This is a genomic window from Pseudomonas sp. Sample_20, assembly GCF_004307585.1.
Lineage (GTDB): Bacteria > Pseudomonadota > Gammaproteobacteria > Pseudomonadales > Pseudomonadaceae > Aquipseudomonas > Aquipseudomonas atacamensis.
Window position 1 is genome coordinate 19,790 of the sequence record NZ_RCOA01000030.1, and the last position, 16,924, is coordinate 36,713.

Annotated in this window: 14 protein-coding genes; 11 read left to right on the forward strand and 3 right to left on the reverse strand. The window is 56.4% G+C overall.

Going from position 1 to position 16,924, the window contains the following annotated elements:
* Window positions 1-825: 825 nt before the first annotated feature.
* A complete protein-coding gene (locus D8U70_RS07605; protein ID WP_130928582.1) occupies window positions 826-1,284 on the reverse strand; it encodes a transposase in 459 nt (152 codons plus the stop codon).
* A gap of 472 nt (window positions 1,285-1,756) precedes the next feature.
* Here D8U70_RS07605 and D8U70_RS07610 point away from each other — a divergent pair, with 472 nt between their 5' ends.
* From D8U70_RS07610 to D8U70_RS07645, 8 genes are all read left to right on the forward strand, one after another.
* On the forward strand, window positions 1,757-3,178 hold the full coding sequence (locus D8U70_RS07610; protein ID WP_071173458.1) for an amino acid permease: 1,422 nt from the start codon (window positions 1,757-1,759) through the stop codon (window positions 3,176-3,178).
* A gap of 236 nt (window positions 3,179-3,414) precedes the next feature.
* Window positions 3,415-3,777, forward strand: coding sequence for a GtrA family protein (locus tag D8U70_RS07615; protein WP_130928583.1), 363 nt, complete (start codon window positions 3,415-3,417; stop codon window positions 3,775-3,777).
* Window positions 3,774-5,243 carry a UbiA family prenyltransferase gene (locus D8U70_RS07620; RefSeq protein WP_241664638.1) on the forward strand — a complete coding sequence of 490 codons (1,470 nt, stop codon included), beginning with the start codon at window positions 3,774-3,776 and terminating at the stop codon, window positions 5,241-5,243. The genes D8U70_RS07615 and D8U70_RS07620 overlap by 4 nt, the downstream gene beginning before the upstream one ends.
* A 79-nt stretch (window positions 5,244-5,322) precedes the next feature.
* A complete protein-coding gene (locus tag D8U70_RS07625; RefSeq protein WP_130928584.1) occupies window positions 5,323-6,834 on the forward strand; it encodes a hypothetical protein in 1,512 nt (503 codons plus the stop codon).
* Between the two features lie 39 nt (window positions 6,835-6,873).
* On the forward strand, window positions 6,874-8,193 hold the full coding sequence (locus D8U70_RS07630) for an FAD-binding oxidoreductase (RefSeq protein ID WP_122747872.1): 1,320 nt from the start codon (window positions 6,874-6,876) through the stop codon (window positions 8,191-8,193).
* Entirely contained in the window at window positions 8,190-8,930 is a 741-nt protein-coding gene (locus D8U70_RS07635) for an SDR family oxidoreductase (RefSeq protein ID WP_130928585.1), read from the forward strand. Before D8U70_RS07630 ends, D8U70_RS07635 begins: the two co-directional genes overlap by 4 nt.
* The gene (locus D8U70_RS07640; RefSeq protein WP_071173453.1) at window positions 8,927-9,889 is read left to right on the forward strand and encodes a lysylphosphatidylglycerol synthase transmembrane domain-containing protein; all 963 of its coding nucleotides are present in this window, start codon (window positions 8,927-8,929) and stop codon (window positions 9,887-9,889) included. The genes D8U70_RS07635 and D8U70_RS07640 overlap by 4 nt, the downstream gene beginning before the upstream one ends.
* 21 nt (window positions 9,890-9,910) lie before the next feature.
* Window positions 9,911-11,329 (forward strand): glycosyltransferase family 39 protein, encoded by a 1,419-nt coding sequence (locus D8U70_RS07645; RefSeq protein ID WP_177433952.1) that lies wholly within the window; start codon window positions 9,911-9,913, stop codon window positions 11,327-11,329.
* A 46-nt stretch (window positions 11,330-11,375) separates the two neighbouring features.
* On the opposite strand, the gene D8U70_RS07650 is transcribed toward D8U70_RS07645, so the two are convergent.
* Together D8U70_RS07650 and D8U70_RS07655 are read right to left on the reverse strand one after the other, a co-directional pair.
* Window positions 11,376-12,995, reverse strand: coding sequence for an FMN-binding glutamate synthase family protein (locus D8U70_RS07650; protein ID WP_130928587.1), 1,620 nt, complete (start codon window positions 12,993-12,995; stop codon window positions 11,376-11,378).
* A 96-nt stretch (window positions 12,996-13,091) separates the two neighbouring features.
* Window positions 13,092-13,892, reverse strand: a complete 801-nt coding sequence (locus tag D8U70_RS07655; RefSeq protein WP_024014176.1) for a LuxR C-terminal-related transcriptional regulator — start codon at window positions 13,890-13,892, stop codon at window positions 13,092-13,094.
* A gap of 124 nt (window positions 13,893-14,016) precedes the next feature.
* On the opposite strand from D8U70_RS07655, the gene D8U70_RS07660 reads away from it, so the two are divergent.
* The 3 genes from D8U70_RS07660 (at window position 14,017) to D8U70_RS07670 (ending at window position 16,909) form a co-directional block, all read left to right on the forward strand.
* Window positions 14,017-14,838: a carbon-nitrogen hydrolase family protein gene (locus D8U70_RS07660; RefSeq protein ID WP_130928588.1), complete on the forward strand. Its 822-nt coding sequence runs from the start codon at window positions 14,017-14,019 to the stop codon at window positions 14,836-14,838.
* Window positions 14,839-15,104: 266 nt separating this feature from the next.
* Window positions 15,105-16,430, forward strand: a complete 1,326-nt coding sequence (locus D8U70_RS07665; RefSeq protein WP_122706532.1) for an APC family permease — start codon at window positions 15,105-15,107, stop codon at window positions 16,428-16,430.
* 68 nt (window positions 16,431-16,498) lie between these two features.
* Entirely contained in the window at window positions 16,499-16,909 is a 411-nt protein-coding gene (locus D8U70_RS07670) for an NUDIX domain-containing protein (protein ID WP_073473193.1), read from the forward strand.
* Window positions 16,910-16,924 lie beyond the last annotated feature (15 nt).

Sequence of the window (16,924 nt, forward strand, 5' to 3'; positions counted from 1 at the left end):
CTGTGTAAGGAAAAGATTCCTGTGGCTAGCAGATTTATCAGTCATGCAGGGATTCATTGTGGCGAGGGGATTCATCCCCGCTGGGCTGCGAAGCAGCCCCAAAACCTGCCACCACGGTTTCTACAGGCACACCGCATGTCAGCAAGTTGCGACTGCTTTGCAGCCGAGCGGGGATAAATCCCCTCATCACAAAGAGGCTGTTCACATCCCGGGATATGTCTGTGTAAGGAAAAGATTCCTGTGGCTAGCAGATTTATCAGTCATGCAGGGATTCCCTGTGGTGAGGGGATTCATCCCCGCTGGGCTGCAAAGCAGCCCCAAAACCTGCCGGCACTGTTTCTACATGCCCACCGCGTGTCAGCAAGTTGCGACTGCTTTGCAGCCGAGCGGGGATAAATCCCCTCGCCACAAGGATGCTGTTCACATCTCCATGATGTGGCTGTGTGAGCAATGGACTCCCTGTGGCTAGCAGATTTATCAGTCATGCAGGAACTCCCTGTGGCGAGGGGATTCATCCCCGCTGGGCTGCAAAGCAGCCCCAAAAACCTGCCAACACGGTTTCTACAGGCACACCGCGTGTGAGCAAGTTGCGCCTGCTTCGCAGCCGAGCGGGGACTCCCTGTGGCGAGGGGATTTATCCCCGCTGGGCTGCAAAGCAGCCCCAAAACCTGCCTCCACAGTTTCTACAGGCACAACGCATGTGAGCAGTTGCGCCTGCTTCGCAGCCGAGCGGGGATAAATCCCCTCGCCACAAAGAGGCTGTTCACATCCCGGGATGTTGTCTGTGTGAGGAAGAAATCCACCTATTCCATAGAACTATTGCGCTCAGAGCCACCAGGCATCCCAAAGCGGGTAGTCACCGAGGTTATCGACCAGCCCGGCTCGCAAAGGATTATTGATGATATAGCGGGCGAAGGGCTCCAGGTCCTCGCCGTCACGGATCGCTCGGTCATGGTAGCCGGTTTGCCACAGCGGTCCGTGACGTCCGGTTTTTCTGTTAACCGCATGCGTACAGCGAGCCTTTACACCGCCGATGACTTCGCCAAGTGAGCCGCGTTGCAATTGCATCAGCCAATGAAAGAGGTCAGGCATGACAACCCAAGCGATGGATTGCGCGACGCCTTGCTCATGAGCCCGGCGCAGTTCTGCAACCAGTAACCGGCCGGTCTGCCAATCTGCAAATACGGGCTGGCGTTCGTGGATGACTGAGGTGATGAAGTAGGCACGACCGTTTTCCGAGAAACGACCTTGGCGCAGACGGTGGGAGTTGGGACGGACTGGCATGTGAGCTTCCTTGCATGTGCTCCTGGCTTTTTCAAAGGTTAGTGGTTGGCCGCCCCGCTCGGCGCTGCAACTGTTGAGCGAAATTTCTGAATCCGTCGGGCGATTTATCCGTGATCAAGCGAGGCGAGACATCACACAGCGGATCAAATGCCCCAGGGCTGAAACATGACGCTGCACCATCGCTGTGCAATACTTCGCGGCTTTTTCAGTGGCGACTTTTCCTACGTAATGCAGGTAATGCCTCTCCGCAGAACCCACTATTGCCGAGAGTTGTCGCTGAATGTTGTGACTTTTAGAGTGAAAAATCCTGCCCTGAGCTTTTTATACTGCACGCCCCGCTGATCTTTCAGGCCTGCCCTGCAAGACGCGTCTGCCCACGAAGCCGACGCGGTTTCCTGCCCAGCCAAGGCCTATCGGCCGATGCTTCGAAACCCGGTGGTCATATCCAATAACAAGACGAGGTTGTACCCCTATGCCAGTTGGCAATCCTCTGCCGCACGGCGACACCGCTTCGGGCGGTCCGCTCAAACGAGAACTCGGCGAACGGCATATCCGCCTGATGGCGCTCGGTGCCTGTATCGGCGTCGGCCTGTTTCTCGGCTCGGCCAAAGCCATCCAGATGGCCGGTCCGGCGATCATGCTTTCCTACATCCTTGGCGGTCTGGCGATCCTGGTGATCATGCGCGCCCTTGGCGAAATGGCCGTGCATAACCCGGTGGCCGGTTCGTTCAGCCGCTACGCGCAGGACTATCTCGGTCCGCTGGCAGGCTTTCTCACCGGTTGGAATTACTGGTTTCTGTGGCTGGTGACCTGCGTCGCGGAAATCACTGCGGTGGCGGTGTACATGGGTATCTGGTTCCCGGATGTGCCGCGTTGGATCTGGGCCCTGGCGGCGTTGATCAGCATGGGCTCGATCAACCTGATCGCGGTGAAAGCCTTCGGCGAGTTCGAATTCTGGTTCGCTCTGATCAAGATTGTCACCATCATTGCCATGGTCATCGGCGGCGTCGGCATCATCGCCTTCGGTTTCGGCAATGACGGCGTGGCGCTGGGCATTTCCAACTTGTGGGCGCACGGCGGTTTCATGCCCAACGGCGTGACCGGTGTGCTGATGTCGCTGCAGATGGTCATGTTCGCCTACCTCGGTGTCGAGATGATCGGCCTGACCGCCGGTGAAGCTAAGAACCCGCAAAAGACCATTCCTGACGCGATCGGCTCGGTGTTCTGGCGGATTCTGCTGTTCTACGTCGGTGCGCTGTTCGTGATTCTGTCGATCTACCCGTGGAACGAAATCGGCACCCAGGGCAGCCCGTTTGTGATGACCTTCGAGCGGCTGGGCATCAAGACCGCCGCCGGTATCATCAACTTCGTGGTGATTACGGCGGCGCTGTCGTCGTGCAACGGCGGCATCTTCAGCACCGGGCGCATGCTCTACAGCCTGGCGCAGAACGGCCAGGCCCCGGCCGGTTTCGCCAAGACCTCGAACAACGGCGTGCCACGCCGCGCGTTGTTGCTGTCGATTGCGGTGTTGCTGTTGGGTGTAGTGCTTAACTATCTGGTGCCGGAAAAAGTCTTCGTCTGGGTCACCTCGATTGCCACCTTCGGTGCGATCTGGACCTGGGTGATGATCCTTCTCGCCCAGCTGAAATTCCGCCAAGGCCTGAGCGCCAGCGAACGTGCCGGCCTCAAGTACAAGATGTGGCTGTACCCGGTCAGTTCGTACTTCGCCCTGGCGTTTCTGGTACTGGTGGTCGGCCTGATGGCGTACTTCCCCGACACCCGCGTGGCACTGTATGTCGGGCCGGCTTTTCTGGTGTTGCTGACGGTGTTGTTTTACGTGTTCAAGTTGCAGCCGACGCAAGTGTCGCAAGGTTCGGTGCGTTCGGTTTCTTGAACCGTAAGTGCGTAAACAACGAAGCCCTGATCGAGAGATCGGGGCTTTTGGTTTTATGGGCACGGCGATTAACGGTGAACGCATTGAAATCGCACGCGATGAGCAATTGACACGTGAGTACGACAAGATGACCGCTGGTCGGATAAAGCCCTCGACCTGTAATTTCTGACAGTAGACCGTTTTCAAGCTCCGGCCTAGCTTGGAGGTCCGTCCTCTGGAAACGGCTGGCAACCACCATGAAAGGATTCTCTGCAACTACCGTTATCGGACTGGCCGATGCGCTCATCCATTGGCAAATATTTTTCGTGCTTTGTCAGGCGGCCGCCCTGAGTCAGGCGGCCAGCAACTTTGCGGCGTTCTGCGTAGCTGCTGCGCTCTCTTTCTATCTGAACATGCTTTATATCTTTGAAAGGGAAACGCCGGTATTTCCCTATCTTGTGTTCATCGGCCTGATGGGCGGCGTGAGTTTTGGCGTGGGTGTCATTGGGGATGTCTGGCGCTTGTCGGGGCTTGTGACGGTCGCTTCGTTTTCGCTGGTGAATATTGTTTCAGGGTACTGCGTTTTCCGCTTTGTCCTTTTTCCAGGGCGACGGGCATGAACGTCTCTCCGCCTGACGTACTGCCGATGTCAGCGTCCTGCGCTGCTTCAATGCCCTTCGTGGTTGATCTGGACGGGACCCTCGTCAAATCTGATCTGCTGTTCGAATGTGTGATGTCCTTTGTCCGCAGCAAACCATTGCACTGCCTGAAACTCTTACCCTGGCTCTGGCATGGCAAGGCGTATCTGAAAGATCGACTGGCAATGGCGACGGACATCGATGTCGCGACTTTGCCCTATGATCCCGACGCGCTCCGGATGATTGAGGAACAGCGCAATGCCGGTCGGAAAGTTGTTCTGGCCACGGCCAGTCATCACACATTGGCGGTACGTATCGCCGAGCACCTGAAGCTCTTTGATGACGTTCTGGGTACGACCCTTGAGCAGAACCTTTCCGGAACGAACAAGCGTGATGTGCTGGTGACGTTATATGGGGAAAAAGGGTTCGATTACATCGGTAACTCGCTGGACGACTTGCCGATTTGGCGCTCGGCCAGACGTGCTTATATCGTCAACCCTTTAGCAGGCGTCGAACGCGCCACCCGGCACATGGATAATGTAGTTCAGGTGGTTCAATCTCGGGTTACGTATTTCAGAAGTTTGTACAAGGCCTTGCGCATTCATCAATGGATGAAGAATGTGCTGATTTTCGTTCCCCTTCTTGCGGCGCATCTAATGGCCAATCCGCTGCTGTTGGGGCGCGGCATGCTGGCCTTCATACTTTTCGGCTTGTGTGCATCGAGCGTCTATCTCCTGAATGACTTGCTCGACCTGAACGATGACCGCAAGCACCCGACCAAACGCAATCGACCCTTCGCCAGTGGCTCATTATCCATCCAGTCCGGTCTTGTGGTTTTTCCCGTGCTGTTGTCAGTTTCGTTCATCGGCGCCTGGTTGTGCCTGCCTCTCCCGTTCGTTGCCGTGCTCGCCTGTTATTACATTTTGACGCTGGTGTATTCGCTGGCGCTGAAGCGGTTGATGGCACTGGATGTGATCGCCTTGGCGCTGCTTTATACCTTGCGCATCATTGCCGGTGGCGCCGCGTTTGGCCTCGACCTGACGGGGTGGATGCTGGCTTTTTCCATGTTCATGTTCTTGAGCCTCGCGCTGGTCAAGCGCTATGCCGAACTGTTGCTGGCGCTGCACAGCGGCATCACCGGTAAGACCGGCGGCCGCGACTACTTCCCTGCCGACCTGGCAATGCTCTCCTCTTTGGGGGCCGCATCCGGTTATCTCGCCGTCCTGGTGTTGGCGCTTTACATCCATGACAGCGTGACTACCCAGCTGTACGCATCTCCCCGATGGCTCTGGTTTGCCTGCCCACTGATGCTGCTCTGGATCACCCGTATCTGGCTCCTGACGCATCGAGGCCGCATGAATGAGGATCCGGTGGTTTTCGCACTGCGTGATCGCTTGAGTCTGGTGATGGGAACGGCGTTCTGCCTGATTTTCTGGGTGGCGGCATGAGCCACTCGACTTGCCATCGCAGGCGCTATGGCGGGACCTGCGTCTTTTGACAGATTTTTGCTTCGAATGGAGTTCGAATATGAGTCAGCTGAACGTCGAAAATTTCTACCGCAACTCTCGCATCAATACCTCGGATATGAGGATTGCGATACTGGTTTTTTTTGTGCCGACGGGTTTGTTGTTGTTGTCGACGTTGGTGATGAACTCTGGGGTTATGATTTATACGCTGGATGACCCCTACATACATATGAAGATGGCCAGAAATATCTGGAATGGCCATTACGGAATAAATCTTCATGAATACTCTGCGCCGTCGTCAAGTATCATATGGCCCTTTCTACTGGCGCCTTTTTCATATCTAGGCAGCGTATTTTTTTATGTGCCGTTAGCGCTGAATGCAGTGTTTGCGTTTTTGACGTTTTTGTTGATATTCAATCTTCTAAAGAGTCTCGGTTGCAAATACGCAGCGTTGATCACGTTTGCCATATTTTGCTCATTTAATTTATATGGTCTTGTTTATAATGGCATGGAGCATAGCCTGCAGGTCGCTCTGACGGCTTTTATTGCTGCAAGTGTTGTTCGGCGGGAGTATTTGCAGGAAGAGAAAATAACGAACTTTACGTATTTCGCCATTTTTTTGTTGCCACTGGTGCGTTATGAGGGACTGGCCGTTTCGCTGCCGACGTTAATTTATCTATTGATCAATGTTGAACGTAAAAAGCCTTTGTTTTGCGCTATTGCAATACTGCTCGCCCTGGTCTCTTTCAGTTTTTTCCTGAACAGCCTGGGGCTGGGCTGGTTACCCTCTTCAGTGCTTGCCAAAAGCGATATCAATGATATGGCGTCATTGGGGCTGCATGTTTTAACGCAATACGGCCAATGGGGGTGGGTGGTCTACACGGTATTGATGGTTTGCGCGTTTTTCGCTGGGAATAAATCGGTGATATGGCTGCTGCTCAGCGTTACGTTACTTCATATGGTATTCGGCAAGTCGGGTTGGTACGGGCGATATGAAATTTACTGGCTGGTATTCGTCGCCATGTTGATCCTCGCAATCTGTAGCACGCAACTCGTCGGGAGGGGGATGGTGCTTGTATTCAGCTGCTTGCCCGTGGCGTTCACTGGGCTTGTCTACGTAACATTAAGCACTCCTTGGGCATCCGCAAATATCTATAATCAGCAATATATGATGTCAATGATTGTCGGTCGTTTGAATGAAGCCGTGGCGGTTAACGATCTGGGACTTGTTTCGTTGGCGACAGACAATTACATATTGGATCTCGCGGGTCTGGCTAGTTATGAGGCCTTACTGTTGAGACGTAAGCAAAAAGACTCGTTGTGGATCGGGGGGCTGATGAAGCGGCATAATGTCAAATACGCTTTTATTTATGAAGAGTGGTTCGCCGGGCGTCCTGCCAATTTCCTGAAAGTTGCTATTTTGAAATTGGCAGTTCCGAATATAACTTCAGCCGAGAGTTCTGTCTCTTTGTATGCAGTGGACTCGGCATCCGCTGACAAGTTGAAGGTTGTATTGGCTGAGTTTCGCAAAGCATATCCGAGTCGTCAATTTGAGCTCATCTATGTTCAGTAACCTAAAAATTATTCGTTGGATTTTTACCAAGGATAGGAGGTGACACCATTGTTACTTTCGTCATGGGGCAACTACCCCTTTGCAGCACAAACTGGTCATCCTTGCCAATGGCGAGCCGATATCAGACCGCAGTGGCAGCAGTTGATCGAATCACACGGGACAACTTTGCCGTTTGGCAATGGCCGCAGCTATGGCGATAGCTGCATGGCTGCAAGCGATCATGTGCTGCAATTGCGTCCTCTGAACCGCTTCATCGAAGCCGACTGGGAAAAGGGTGAGATCTGCGCTGAAGCCGGCGTGACACTGGGCGAGATTTTACAACTCGCCATTCCCCGTGGCTGGTTTTTGCCCGTCACGCCCGGTACGCGGCATGTAACGCTGGGTGGGGCGGTAGCCAATGACGTCCACGGGAAAAATCACCATCGCTGCGGCACGTTTGCTCATTCGCTGGTGTGTTTCGAACTGCACCGATCCGTGCAATCGCCGATGGTCTGTTCGCTGCGGGAAAATCCTCAGTGGTTTGCTGCGACCATCGGCGGGCTCGGCCTGACGGGCGTGATTACCTGGGTGCGCATTCGTCTGCGCAAGATCCAGTCGAGCCTGATCGACAGCACACGGGTGCGTTTTGACTGTCTGGATGATTTTTTTGCCCTGTCGGCCGACATGGATGCGCAGCATGAATACAGCGTCGCGTGGATTGATTGCCTGGCCAAGGGCAATGCGCTAGGGCGCGGATGCTTCACGGCTGGTGATCATTGCGTGGCGGGGCCCCTTGAGATCGCTGCACCACGTTCTCTGTCTGTCCCGATCCGCCCTCCGGTATCGCTGATCAATTCGCTCACCTTGAAACTGTTCAACGATCACTACTGGAAACGGCAGCCAACGAACGGACAACATCAAAAGGTTGGCTACAGCTCGTTCTTCTATCCGCTGGACCGTATCGAAAACTGGAATCGTATCTACGGACGCAGAGGTTTCCAGCAATTTCAGTGCGTATTGCCGGCCTCGGGTGCAGCCGTTGCACTGGCCGAATTACTCAAGTCGATTGCGCGCAGCGGCAGGGGCTCTTTCCTCGCGGTGCTCAAGCGTTGTGGCGACATTCCTTCGCCGGGATGGCTTTCCTTTCCTATGCCCGGTACTTCATTGGCGCTGGACTTTCCACACGACATAGATCTGCCGAAAAAACTTCTGCCGCGTCTCGACGCCATCGTGCGGGAAGCAGGCGGTCGTTTGTACCCAGCCAAGGACGCTCACATGAGCGGTAGCGATTTTCGCCAGGCCTATCCCGCCTGGGAGCAACTGGAAGCGATGCGCGATCCGACCCTGATGTCCCGTTTCTGGCAGCGAGTCACTCGATGAAAAAAATACTGATTGTGGGCGCCACCTCGGCGATTGCCTGTGCTTGCGCACGATTGTGGGCGGCTGATCGCAGCGAATTGTTCCTGGTTGGCAGGGATGCGCAAAAGCTTCAGCAAACCAGCATCGATCTGCAGGCTCGAGGTGCCAGAGCCGTGACCACGTACGTCATGGACGCCAGTGATATCGCCGCACATCCTGTCATGTACGAGAAATGCCTGGCGACGTTGCAGACGGTGGATATCTGTCTGATTGCCTATGGCTCGCTGCCAGATCAGTACGCGTGCGAACAACACGTTGAACAGGCTATGGAGCAGTTCGCCAATAACGGCAGTTCAATGATCGCGCTGTTGACGCTGTTGGCAAATCGCATGGTTGTCCAGCAGCACGGCACGCTGGCGGTCATTTCATCGGTTGCCGGGGATCGAGGACGACCTTCCAATTACCTGTACGGCGCGGCAAAGGCGGCGGTTTCCACGTTCTGCGAAGGCTTGCGGGTACGCTTGTTCAAAGCGGGTGTGCATGTGATCACGATAAAGCCTGGGTTAGTCGACACGCCCATGACGCGAGGGTTGGCGCTGCCCTCCGTGCTTGTAGCGCAACCGGATACGGTTGCCCGGCGAATAGTCAGAGGGATCAATCGACAGGTGGCGGTGCTGTATGTGCCCGGCTTTTGGGCGGTGATCATGTGGCTGATTCAGGTGATGCCGCAGCCGCTGTTCAAGAGGCTGAACCTGTGAATCAGACGCTGATGTTATCCGGGTGGCGTTACCGCGTTTTGATTGGCTCGGTGATCTGCTCCGCCCTCGCTTATCTCGCTGTTTCCCTGTGGGGTGGGTGGTCGGCGGTGAGCGCGGCGGTCAGTCGAGTAGGTTGGTGGCAGTGCGGGCAAATCGTCGGCGTGATTTTGCTTGGATACGGTCTGCGTTTTTTGCGTTGGCAGGGTTATCTGTCTGCCCTGGGTCACCGGTTGCCTTGGCGGCCGAGCTTGAACATCTACCTGGCCGGATTCGCCCTGACGACTACTCCCGGCAAGGCCGGGGAGGCGTTGCGCGGTGTTTTGCTCAAACGTTTGGAGGTGCCTTACGCACAGAGCTTTGCCGCGCTGTTCAGTGAGCGGCTTGCGGACCTGCTGGCGATGGTGGGCCTGGCATTGTTCGGTTTGAGCGCGCATCCGGAATGGTTGTCGATGGTCGTTGCCAGTCTCGTCCTCCTGGCATGCGGTGCATCGATGATGTTTTCGCCAAGCCTTGCCAGCGCGATTGATCGTCGCACTGAGCAACGGCACGACAGATTCTCGCGGTTGCTGGGGCATGCCGTTCAGGTATTGCGTCAGTCGCGCCGCTGTCATTCCCCTCGTCGCCTCATGGGCGCAACGCTATTGAGCCTGCTGGCCTGGGGGCTTGAAGCATTGGCGTTTTACTGGATTTTGCAGGCGATGGGCGCGGACGTGAGCCTGACGTTAGCGATCTTTATTTATGCGGTGGCCATGTTGGCGGGGGCGTTGAGTTTCATGCCGGGCGGCTTGGGCAGTGCCGAAGCAGTGATGCTAGCGCTGCTGGTTTCAGGCGGAGTCGGGTTGGCAGATGCGATCGCTGCAACGGTTTTGTTGCGGCTGGTGACGTTGTGGTTGGCGGTCGGGGTGGGGATGCTCGCACTTTTATGGAAGAGGTCGGTAGCCGGTTTTGCTCATGGCTGAGTAACTACTGAGGAGATGAAAATGGACATTGAGTCGCGAAAGTACAAGTTGGCAATGTACCTGTGTCTGACTGGCGCGATTGGATTTGGCCTGTATGTAAGGTTGCGCAACATCGATGCTACTGGCCTGTGGCTGGATGAGGCATTTAGTGTATCGGTAAGCGATCCGCAAAATGGATTCTTTGACGTTTATCGAACTACATTGAATGATGTTCATCCTCCCTTTTATCAGATTCTACTGTGGGCTTATTATCATGCTGTCGGATTTGGAGAGCACACCGGGCGGTATCTCTCTGCGGTAATCGGCGTGCTGTTGATTCCCGCTATATTCCTCCTCGGGCGCAAATTGTTTGATGACCAAGTAGGGCTTATCGTTGCGTGGTTGGCATCGGTCAACAGTTTTTTGGTTCAGTATTCGCAAGAGACTCGCTCTTATGCGCTTTTGACGTTGCTGACCGTTTTGTCTTTTGTGGTCTTTTTGCGTTGCTTGAGTCGAGGCAGGGGGCAGGATTTTTTTTGCTACTGGCTGATTTCCGCTGCACTGATAAATACTCATTACTTCGGCTATCTGCCGGTCTTTGCTCAGGTGCTTGTGTTGCTTCGCATGATCTTGCGCAGTGAGGTCCAGAGCCAAGTTATATACAAGTTCGCTTGCGCTGGATTTTTCGCCGCGTTAACCGTGGTTCCTGCTTTATCGTACGCTGAGAGTAGCTTTTCGCGGGAGTTCTGGATTCAACCGCCTGAGGATGTGTTTTTTTTCAAGGTTTTCCTGTCGTATTTTGGAGATTCGTTTTTAGCTGCTTTGTGTGCAGTAATCTTGATTGCTGGGCTGGTTTCGATAGCTGGAAATCCTGCAGGCGCAAGTACTTACAGGCTGATTATGTTCTGGGGGGTAGTAGGAGTTGTGGTGCCCTATGTCTGTTCTGTTTATCTACGGCCGGTGGCAACTATACGCAATTTTGTTTTTCTTCTGCCTGCGGTATTGCTGGTGGCTGCGCACGCGGTTGGCAATATAAGAGATGTGACAGTAAAAATGTTAATGCTGGTGGTTTTAATGACATTTTCTGCTACGCCTTTATTCAAGGATGTCAGTTATCTAAAGGATCCTGAAAATCCCTACTCCCGCGAAACGCACATGAGAGATATCGTCATCTCTGTAATGGGTAAGTCAAAGGTGTTGCCAATTTATTCGCTTGATGCGGTTCAGTTTGGCGTCTATTTCAAATTGCTGGAGTCTCCGCTGCTTGTGAATAATTTAGAGAAGCTGAAAGCTGATTTGTCGTTGCCCGGTCGCCCAAAAGATTTTTATGTTCTGGAAACGAACTATGGTGCTGGCTTTGCTCAGGAAGTCGAACTTTTGCAAAGGTACGAAGCAAAAATTATCGATAAGGAAGAAATAGGTCATGTGCGTTTATTCAAGATACGTACGTTTGCACCATGATCGGTAAAGGTGTGCATTCCGAATGGAAATGCACACCTTTCAGCCGTTACGCAGCGACGACTTCTGCCGGCTCAAAACTGTCCGCCCGCGCCATCTGCCACATCCGCGAATAGAACTCGCCATTCACTTCACCGGTGAGCAATTCCCCCGGTTTCAAAAACACGTGCAACTGCGAGAACAGTTTGATCTCGGTCGCCGACATGCGTCGTACCAGATGCTTGGCCGATAGTTGCGATGGATGATCAAGCCCGGCGGCAGCGAGCATCTCCGCCAGCGCTTTGAGCGTGCTGCGATGGAAGTTGTAGACGCGCTGGGCCTTGTCCGGCACCACCAGAGCGCGTTGGCGCAGGGCGTCCTGAGTGGCGACGCCGGTCGGGCATTTGTTGGTGTGGCACGACTGTGACTGGATGCAGCCGATGGCGAACATGAAGCCGCGCGCCGAGTTGGCCCAGTCAGCGCCGATGGCCAGCACGCTGGCGATGTCGAAGGCGCTGACGATCTTGCCGCTGGCGCCGAGTTTGATCTTGTCGCGCAGGTTGAGGCCGACCAGCGTGTTGTGCACGAACAGCAGGCCTTCGCGCATCGGCACGCCGATGTGGTCGGTGAACTCGACAGGCGCTGCGCCAGTGCCGCCTTCCTTGCCATCGACGACGATGAAGTCCGGAAGAATGCCGGTTTCCAGCATGGCCTTGGCAATGCCCATGAATTCCCACGGATGGCCGAGGCAGAACTTGAAGCCCACCGGTTTGCCGCCGGACAGCTCACGCAGTTGCTGGATGAACTGCATCATCTCGACCGGCGTGGAAAACGCACTGTGGCGCGACGGCGAGACGCAGTCCTCGCCCATCAGGATGCCGCGTGTTTCCGCAATCTCCCTGGTGACCTTGTGCTTGGGCAAGATCCCGCCATGGCCGGGTTTGGCGCCTTGGCTCATCTTGATTTCAATCATGCGCACTTGCGGATTCTGTGCCTGTACGGCGAAGCGCTCCGGGTCGAAACGGCCGTCGCTGGTGCGGCAGCCGAAGTAGCCGCTGCCCAGCTCCCAGGTCAGATCGCCGCCGTGTTCGCGGTGATACGGGCTGATGCTGCCTTCACCGGTGTCGTGGGCAAAGTTGCCGAGTTTCGCGCCCTGGTTCAGCGCGCGAATGGCGTTGGCGCTGAGCGAGCCGAAGCTCATCGCCGAGATATTGAAGATCGACGCTGAATACGGCTGCGTGCACTGCGGCCCGCCGACAGTGACGCGAAAACCATTCGGGTCGCTCAACGGCGCCGGGCGCATCGAGTGGCCGATGAATTCGAAGCCGGACTGGTAGACGTCGATCAGCGTGCCGAACGGTTTGTCGGCAGTTTCGTTTTTCGCTCGCGAGTACACCAGCGAACGCTGGGCGCGGGAGAAGGGCAGGGCGTCGCTGTCGGATTCGAGCAGGTACTGGCGAATCTCCGGGCGGATACCTTCGACCAGATAACGGATGTTGCCCAGAATCGGATAATTGCGGCGCACTGCATGGCGCGTCTGCAACAGGTCGAACACGCCGAGCAGGCTCAGCACCGCGGTGACGGCGGTGATCGGCCACAGCCAGTCATGTTCGAGAAAGGGCAGGCTGGCGAGGGTGAAAATCACGCAGACGGCAAAGAAGGCGTAGCGGCTCAGCAGCGACAGGCTCATACGGTTTCCTTGGTTCGGACTCAATTTTGTGCAACGGCACGCATTTCTGTGGGAGCGAGCAGGCTCGCTCCCACAAAAAGCGTTAGTCACATTGTTTCAGGCGTTCTGCGCCTGCAGAAAAATCGAAAACAGCTCGGACTGGGATTTGATCCCCAGCTTGCTGTACATGTGTTTCTTATGGACTTTCACGGTTTCCACGGAGATTTCCAGCTTGCGGGCGATTTCCTTACTGGAACAACCGCTGAGCATCAAACGCCCGACGTCCAGTTCCCGCGCGGTCAGTTGGGCGCCCTTGAGCTGTTGCACCGATGCTTCCAGTTGCACCCGCCAGTCTGCCTGCGCAGGTGCGGCGGCGAGGGCCACGGTTTCGTTGATTTCGTACGGCAGGCGCTGGCGCAACAGGCCCAGCACCCATGGTTGAATCAAAGACAGCAAAGCGATCTGTTCGCCAGTGAAACGTTTTTCACTGCCCAGCGACAGGCACAGCGTGCGCTCGCCTTCGAGCTGGCAATTGAACTGGATTTCGTCGGCCACCACATTCAGACGAAAGTATCGCTGGTAGTACTCGGTCAGCTCGAAATGCTCCGGCGCGACTTCCGAGAGGCGATACAGGCCGGTGCGCGACTGCTCGCGGCAGGCGATGTAGAACGGATCGAGCAAATACAAACCGCGCAGGTAATCCTGGAACAACGGGTCCGGGCTGCCGTCCTCGCCGGGGCATTCGGCGAAGACTTGCGGATGCTGATCGGCACTGAACAGCAGCACCACCCAGCTATCGAACGCCACGTACTGCTCAAGCAGACGCACCAGTTGCGCCCAGAAATTCGGCTTGTCGAGCGCGTCGATCAGTTGCCCGACGGCGCGGTGCCAAGTGATGTCATTCAACGAAAGTGTCATCGATCTACCCCTATCGGGTTACCCCGGCCGCGTGATTCCCTGGCCGGTTGCTTGCTGCGCATACTGGCCCACAGACAGGCACCGGGCAATCTTTCCGGGCCGGGCCACATAACAAGGGATAACCATGAAAGTCGAACTCGCCCAACTGGCGGGCCGTGACAACGACACGGCTTACAACCTGCAACGCGCACTGGCGGCGATTGCTGCCTGCGCGGCCGACACGCAGATGATCGTGTTCCCGGAAACCCACCTGATGGGCTTCCCCAACGCCGAAACCGTGGCGCAGATCGCCGAACCGCTCGACGGCCCGACCGTCAGCGCCGTGCTTGCGGCGGCGCGTGAGCGCAACATCGCCGTGGTGGTCGGCATGGCCGAGAACGACAACGGCCGCTTCTACAACACCACGCTGCTGATCACCCCCGAAGGCATCGCCCTGAAATACCGCAAGACCCATCTGTGGGCTTCGGATCGCGGCGTGTTCGAAGCCGGCGACCGTTACGCCACCTGCGTGTGGAACGGTGCGCGCGTGGGCCTGTTGATCTGCTACGACATCGAGTTCCCGGAAACCGCCCGCGCCCTGGCGCAACTGGGTGCGGAATTGCTCATCGTCACCAACGGCAACATGGACCCGTACGGCCCGACCCACCGCACCGCGATCATGGCCCGCGCCCAGGAAAACCAGGCGTTTGCGCTGATGGTCAATCGCGTTGATGCAGGGGATGACGGTCTGGTGTTTGCCGGCGGCAGCGCGCTGGTCGATCCGCTGGGGACGCTGCTGTTCGAGGCCGGGCGCGAAGAAGGGCGGTTCAGGGTCGAGCTGGATTTCACGCAACTGGAGATTGCGCGCAAGGATTACCGCTATCTGGATGATCAGCGTTTGAAGTTACCGGGAGAGGTGGTGGAGCAGGCTTGCGGTGTTCGCGAGCTATTGATTCCACACCCATAACCGCTGCCCTCACCCTAGCCCTCTCCCGGAGGGAGAGGGGACTGACCGCGGTGTAGTTTCGAGATACATCGACCTGAGATACCGAGTCGAACTCAGATATTGAAGTCCACATAGATCGGCTCCCTTTCCCCCTCGCCCCCTTTGGGGGAGAGGGCTGGGGTGAGGGGGTAACGATCTTCAGTCGAACAAAAATAATCAGCCACACCCGAAATTTTTGCCGAACCCGGCTCTGCCATAAATCCAATAACATTCGGAGTAAGTCGCCCATGGCTCGTTTGCAACGCACCCTTTCGCTAGGGTCGGTGGTGCTGTTCGGCATCGCCTACATGACGCCGATCATTGTCCTCGGCACTTTCGGGATCCTCGCCCAGTCCACCGCCGGCATGGTGCCGGCCGCCTACCTGGCCGCGCTGGTGGCAATGTTCTTCACCGCCATGAGTTACGGACGCATGGCCGCCGCTTTCCCGGTCGCCGGCTCGGCTTACAGCTACGTGCGCAAGGCGATCAGTCCGAAACTCGGTTTCATTGCCGGCTGGGCGGTGTTGCTCGATTACCTGTTCCTGCCGATGGCGATCTGGCTGATCGGCGCCGCTTATCTGGCTTCGGCATTTCCGTCGATCCCGCAATGGATCTGGGTGCTGGCGTTCATCGGCATCACCAGTGCGATCAACATCGTCGGGCTGAAACTGGCCAACGGCATCAATGCCTTGCTGATGCTGGTGCAGTTCCTCGTGTTGATCGCCTTCGTTGCGCTGTGCGTGCACTACATCGGCGGCGACGCGAGCACGCCGCTGTGGTCGATCAAACCGTTCTTCAACGGCGACATGCAGATGCCGCTGATCATGAGCGGCGCCGCGATTGCCTGCTATTCATTCCTTGGCTTTGACGCAGTCAGCACCCTGACCGAAGAGACCCGCGATCCACGCCGCACCATACCCCGGGCGATCATGCTGATCACGTTGATTGGCGGCCTGATCTTCGTTGGCGTTTCGTACTTCGTGCAGATCGCTCATCCATCGTTCCAGTTCGACAGCATCGACTCGGCAGCCTATGAAATTGCGCGCAACATCGGTGGCGACCTGTTCGTGTCGATCTTCCTGATCGGCCTGATCGTCGGCCAGTTCGCCTCGGGGCTGTCGGCCCAGGCCAGTGGTTCGCGACTGCTGTTCGCCATGGGCCGCGACGGCGTCTTGCCGAAGTCATTTTTCGGCACCTTGCATGCGCGCTTCGGCACACCGGTCAACAGCATTCTGTTGTGCGCGGCGGTGGCGTTGCTGGCGCTGAAACTCGATGTGACCACCTCGACCTCGTTCATCAACTTCGGCGCGTTCCTGGCGTTCAGCCTGGTCAACCTGTCGGTGATCTTCCATTACTGGATCGGCGGCGAGAAAAAAGGCCCGCGCGAGTTGCTGCTGTTTCTGCTCTGCCCGCTGATCGGTCTGGTCGCCGACCTGTGGCTGATGGTCAGCCTTGATCATCTGGCGGTGTGGCTGGGGCTGAGCTGGCTGGCGATTGGTGTGGTGTATCTCGCCGTGCTGACGGGTGGTTTCCGCCGTCAGCCGCCGGAACTGGATTTTCAGGAAGCGACCTGAGCTTCGTGGCTTGGCTTCCCTCTGACGGGCATGGGATCCTTGGCGCTTTTGCGCCAGGGAATTACTTTATGTCGACCATTCATATCGCCGCAGCCCTGTTGCTCAACGCGCAAGGCCAGACCCTGCTGGTGCGCAAGCGCGGCACCACGGCTTTCATGCAACCGGGCGGCAAGATCGAAGCCAACGAGTTGCCAGTGCACGCATTGGCCCGTGAGCTGGAAGAAGAACTCGGGCTGCAGATCGACCCGGCGCAGGCGATTTTCCTCAACAGTTTTTCCGCCCCCGCCGCCAACGAGCCGGGCTTCATTGTCCATGCGGAAATCTTTCAACTGACCATCGATAGCGACGTCTGCCCGGCGGCGGAAATCGAAGAGGTGATCTGGGTCGATCCGGCCACTGATCCGGCGCTCGAGCTGGCGCCATTGACACGCGAGCACATCCTGCCGTTTTATCGCCGTTCACTGATTGCACTCGCCTGATCATTCCCGCAAAGG

Excerpts from the sequence above, each read along its gene's own strand:
- D8U70_RS07605 (WP_130928582.1), bottom strand. The coding sequence starts at position 1,284 with ATGCCAGTCCGTCCCAACTCCCACCGTCTGCGCCAAGGTCGTTTCTCG.
- D8U70_RS07610 (WP_071173458.1), top strand. The coding sequence starts at position 1,757 with ATGCCAGTTGGCAATCCTCTGCCGCACGGCGACACCGCTTCGGGCGGT.
- D8U70_RS07615 (WP_130928583.1), top strand. The coding sequence starts at position 3,415 with ATGAAAGGATTCTCTGCAACTACCGTTATCGGACTGGCCGATGCGCTC.
- D8U70_RS07620 (WP_241664638.1), top strand. The coding sequence starts at position 3,774 with ATGAACGTCTCTCCGCCTGACGTACTGCCGATGTCAGCGTCCTGCGCT.
- D8U70_RS07625 (WP_130928584.1), top strand. The coding sequence starts at position 5,323 with ATGAGTCAGCTGAACGTCGAAAATTTCTACCGCAACTCTCGCATCAAT.
- D8U70_RS07635 (WP_130928585.1), top strand. The coding sequence starts at position 8,190 with ATGAAAAAAATACTGATTGTGGGCGCCACCTCGGCGATTGCCTGTGCT.
- D8U70_RS07645 (WP_177433952.1), top strand. The coding sequence starts at position 9,911 with ATGGACATTGAGTCGCGAAAGTACAAGTTGGCAATGTACCTGTGTCTG.
- D8U70_RS07650 (WP_130928587.1), bottom strand. The coding sequence starts at position 12,995 with ATGAGCCTGTCGCTGCTGAGCCGCTACGCCTTCTTTGCCGTCTGCGTG.
- D8U70_RS07655 (WP_024014176.1), bottom strand. The coding sequence starts at position 13,892 with ATGACACTTTCGTTGAATGACATCACTTGGCACCGCGCCGTCGGGCAA.
- D8U70_RS07660 (WP_130928588.1), top strand. The coding sequence starts at position 14,017 with ATGAAAGTCGAACTCGCCCAACTGGCGGGCCGTGACAACGACACGGCT.
- D8U70_RS07665 (WP_122706532.1), top strand. The coding sequence starts at position 15,105 with ATGGCTCGTTTGCAACGCACCCTTTCGCTAGGGTCGGTGGTGCTGTTC.
- D8U70_RS07670 (WP_073473193.1), top strand. The coding sequence starts at position 16,499 with ATGTCGACCATTCATATCGCCGCAGCCCTGTTGCTCAACGCGCAAGGC.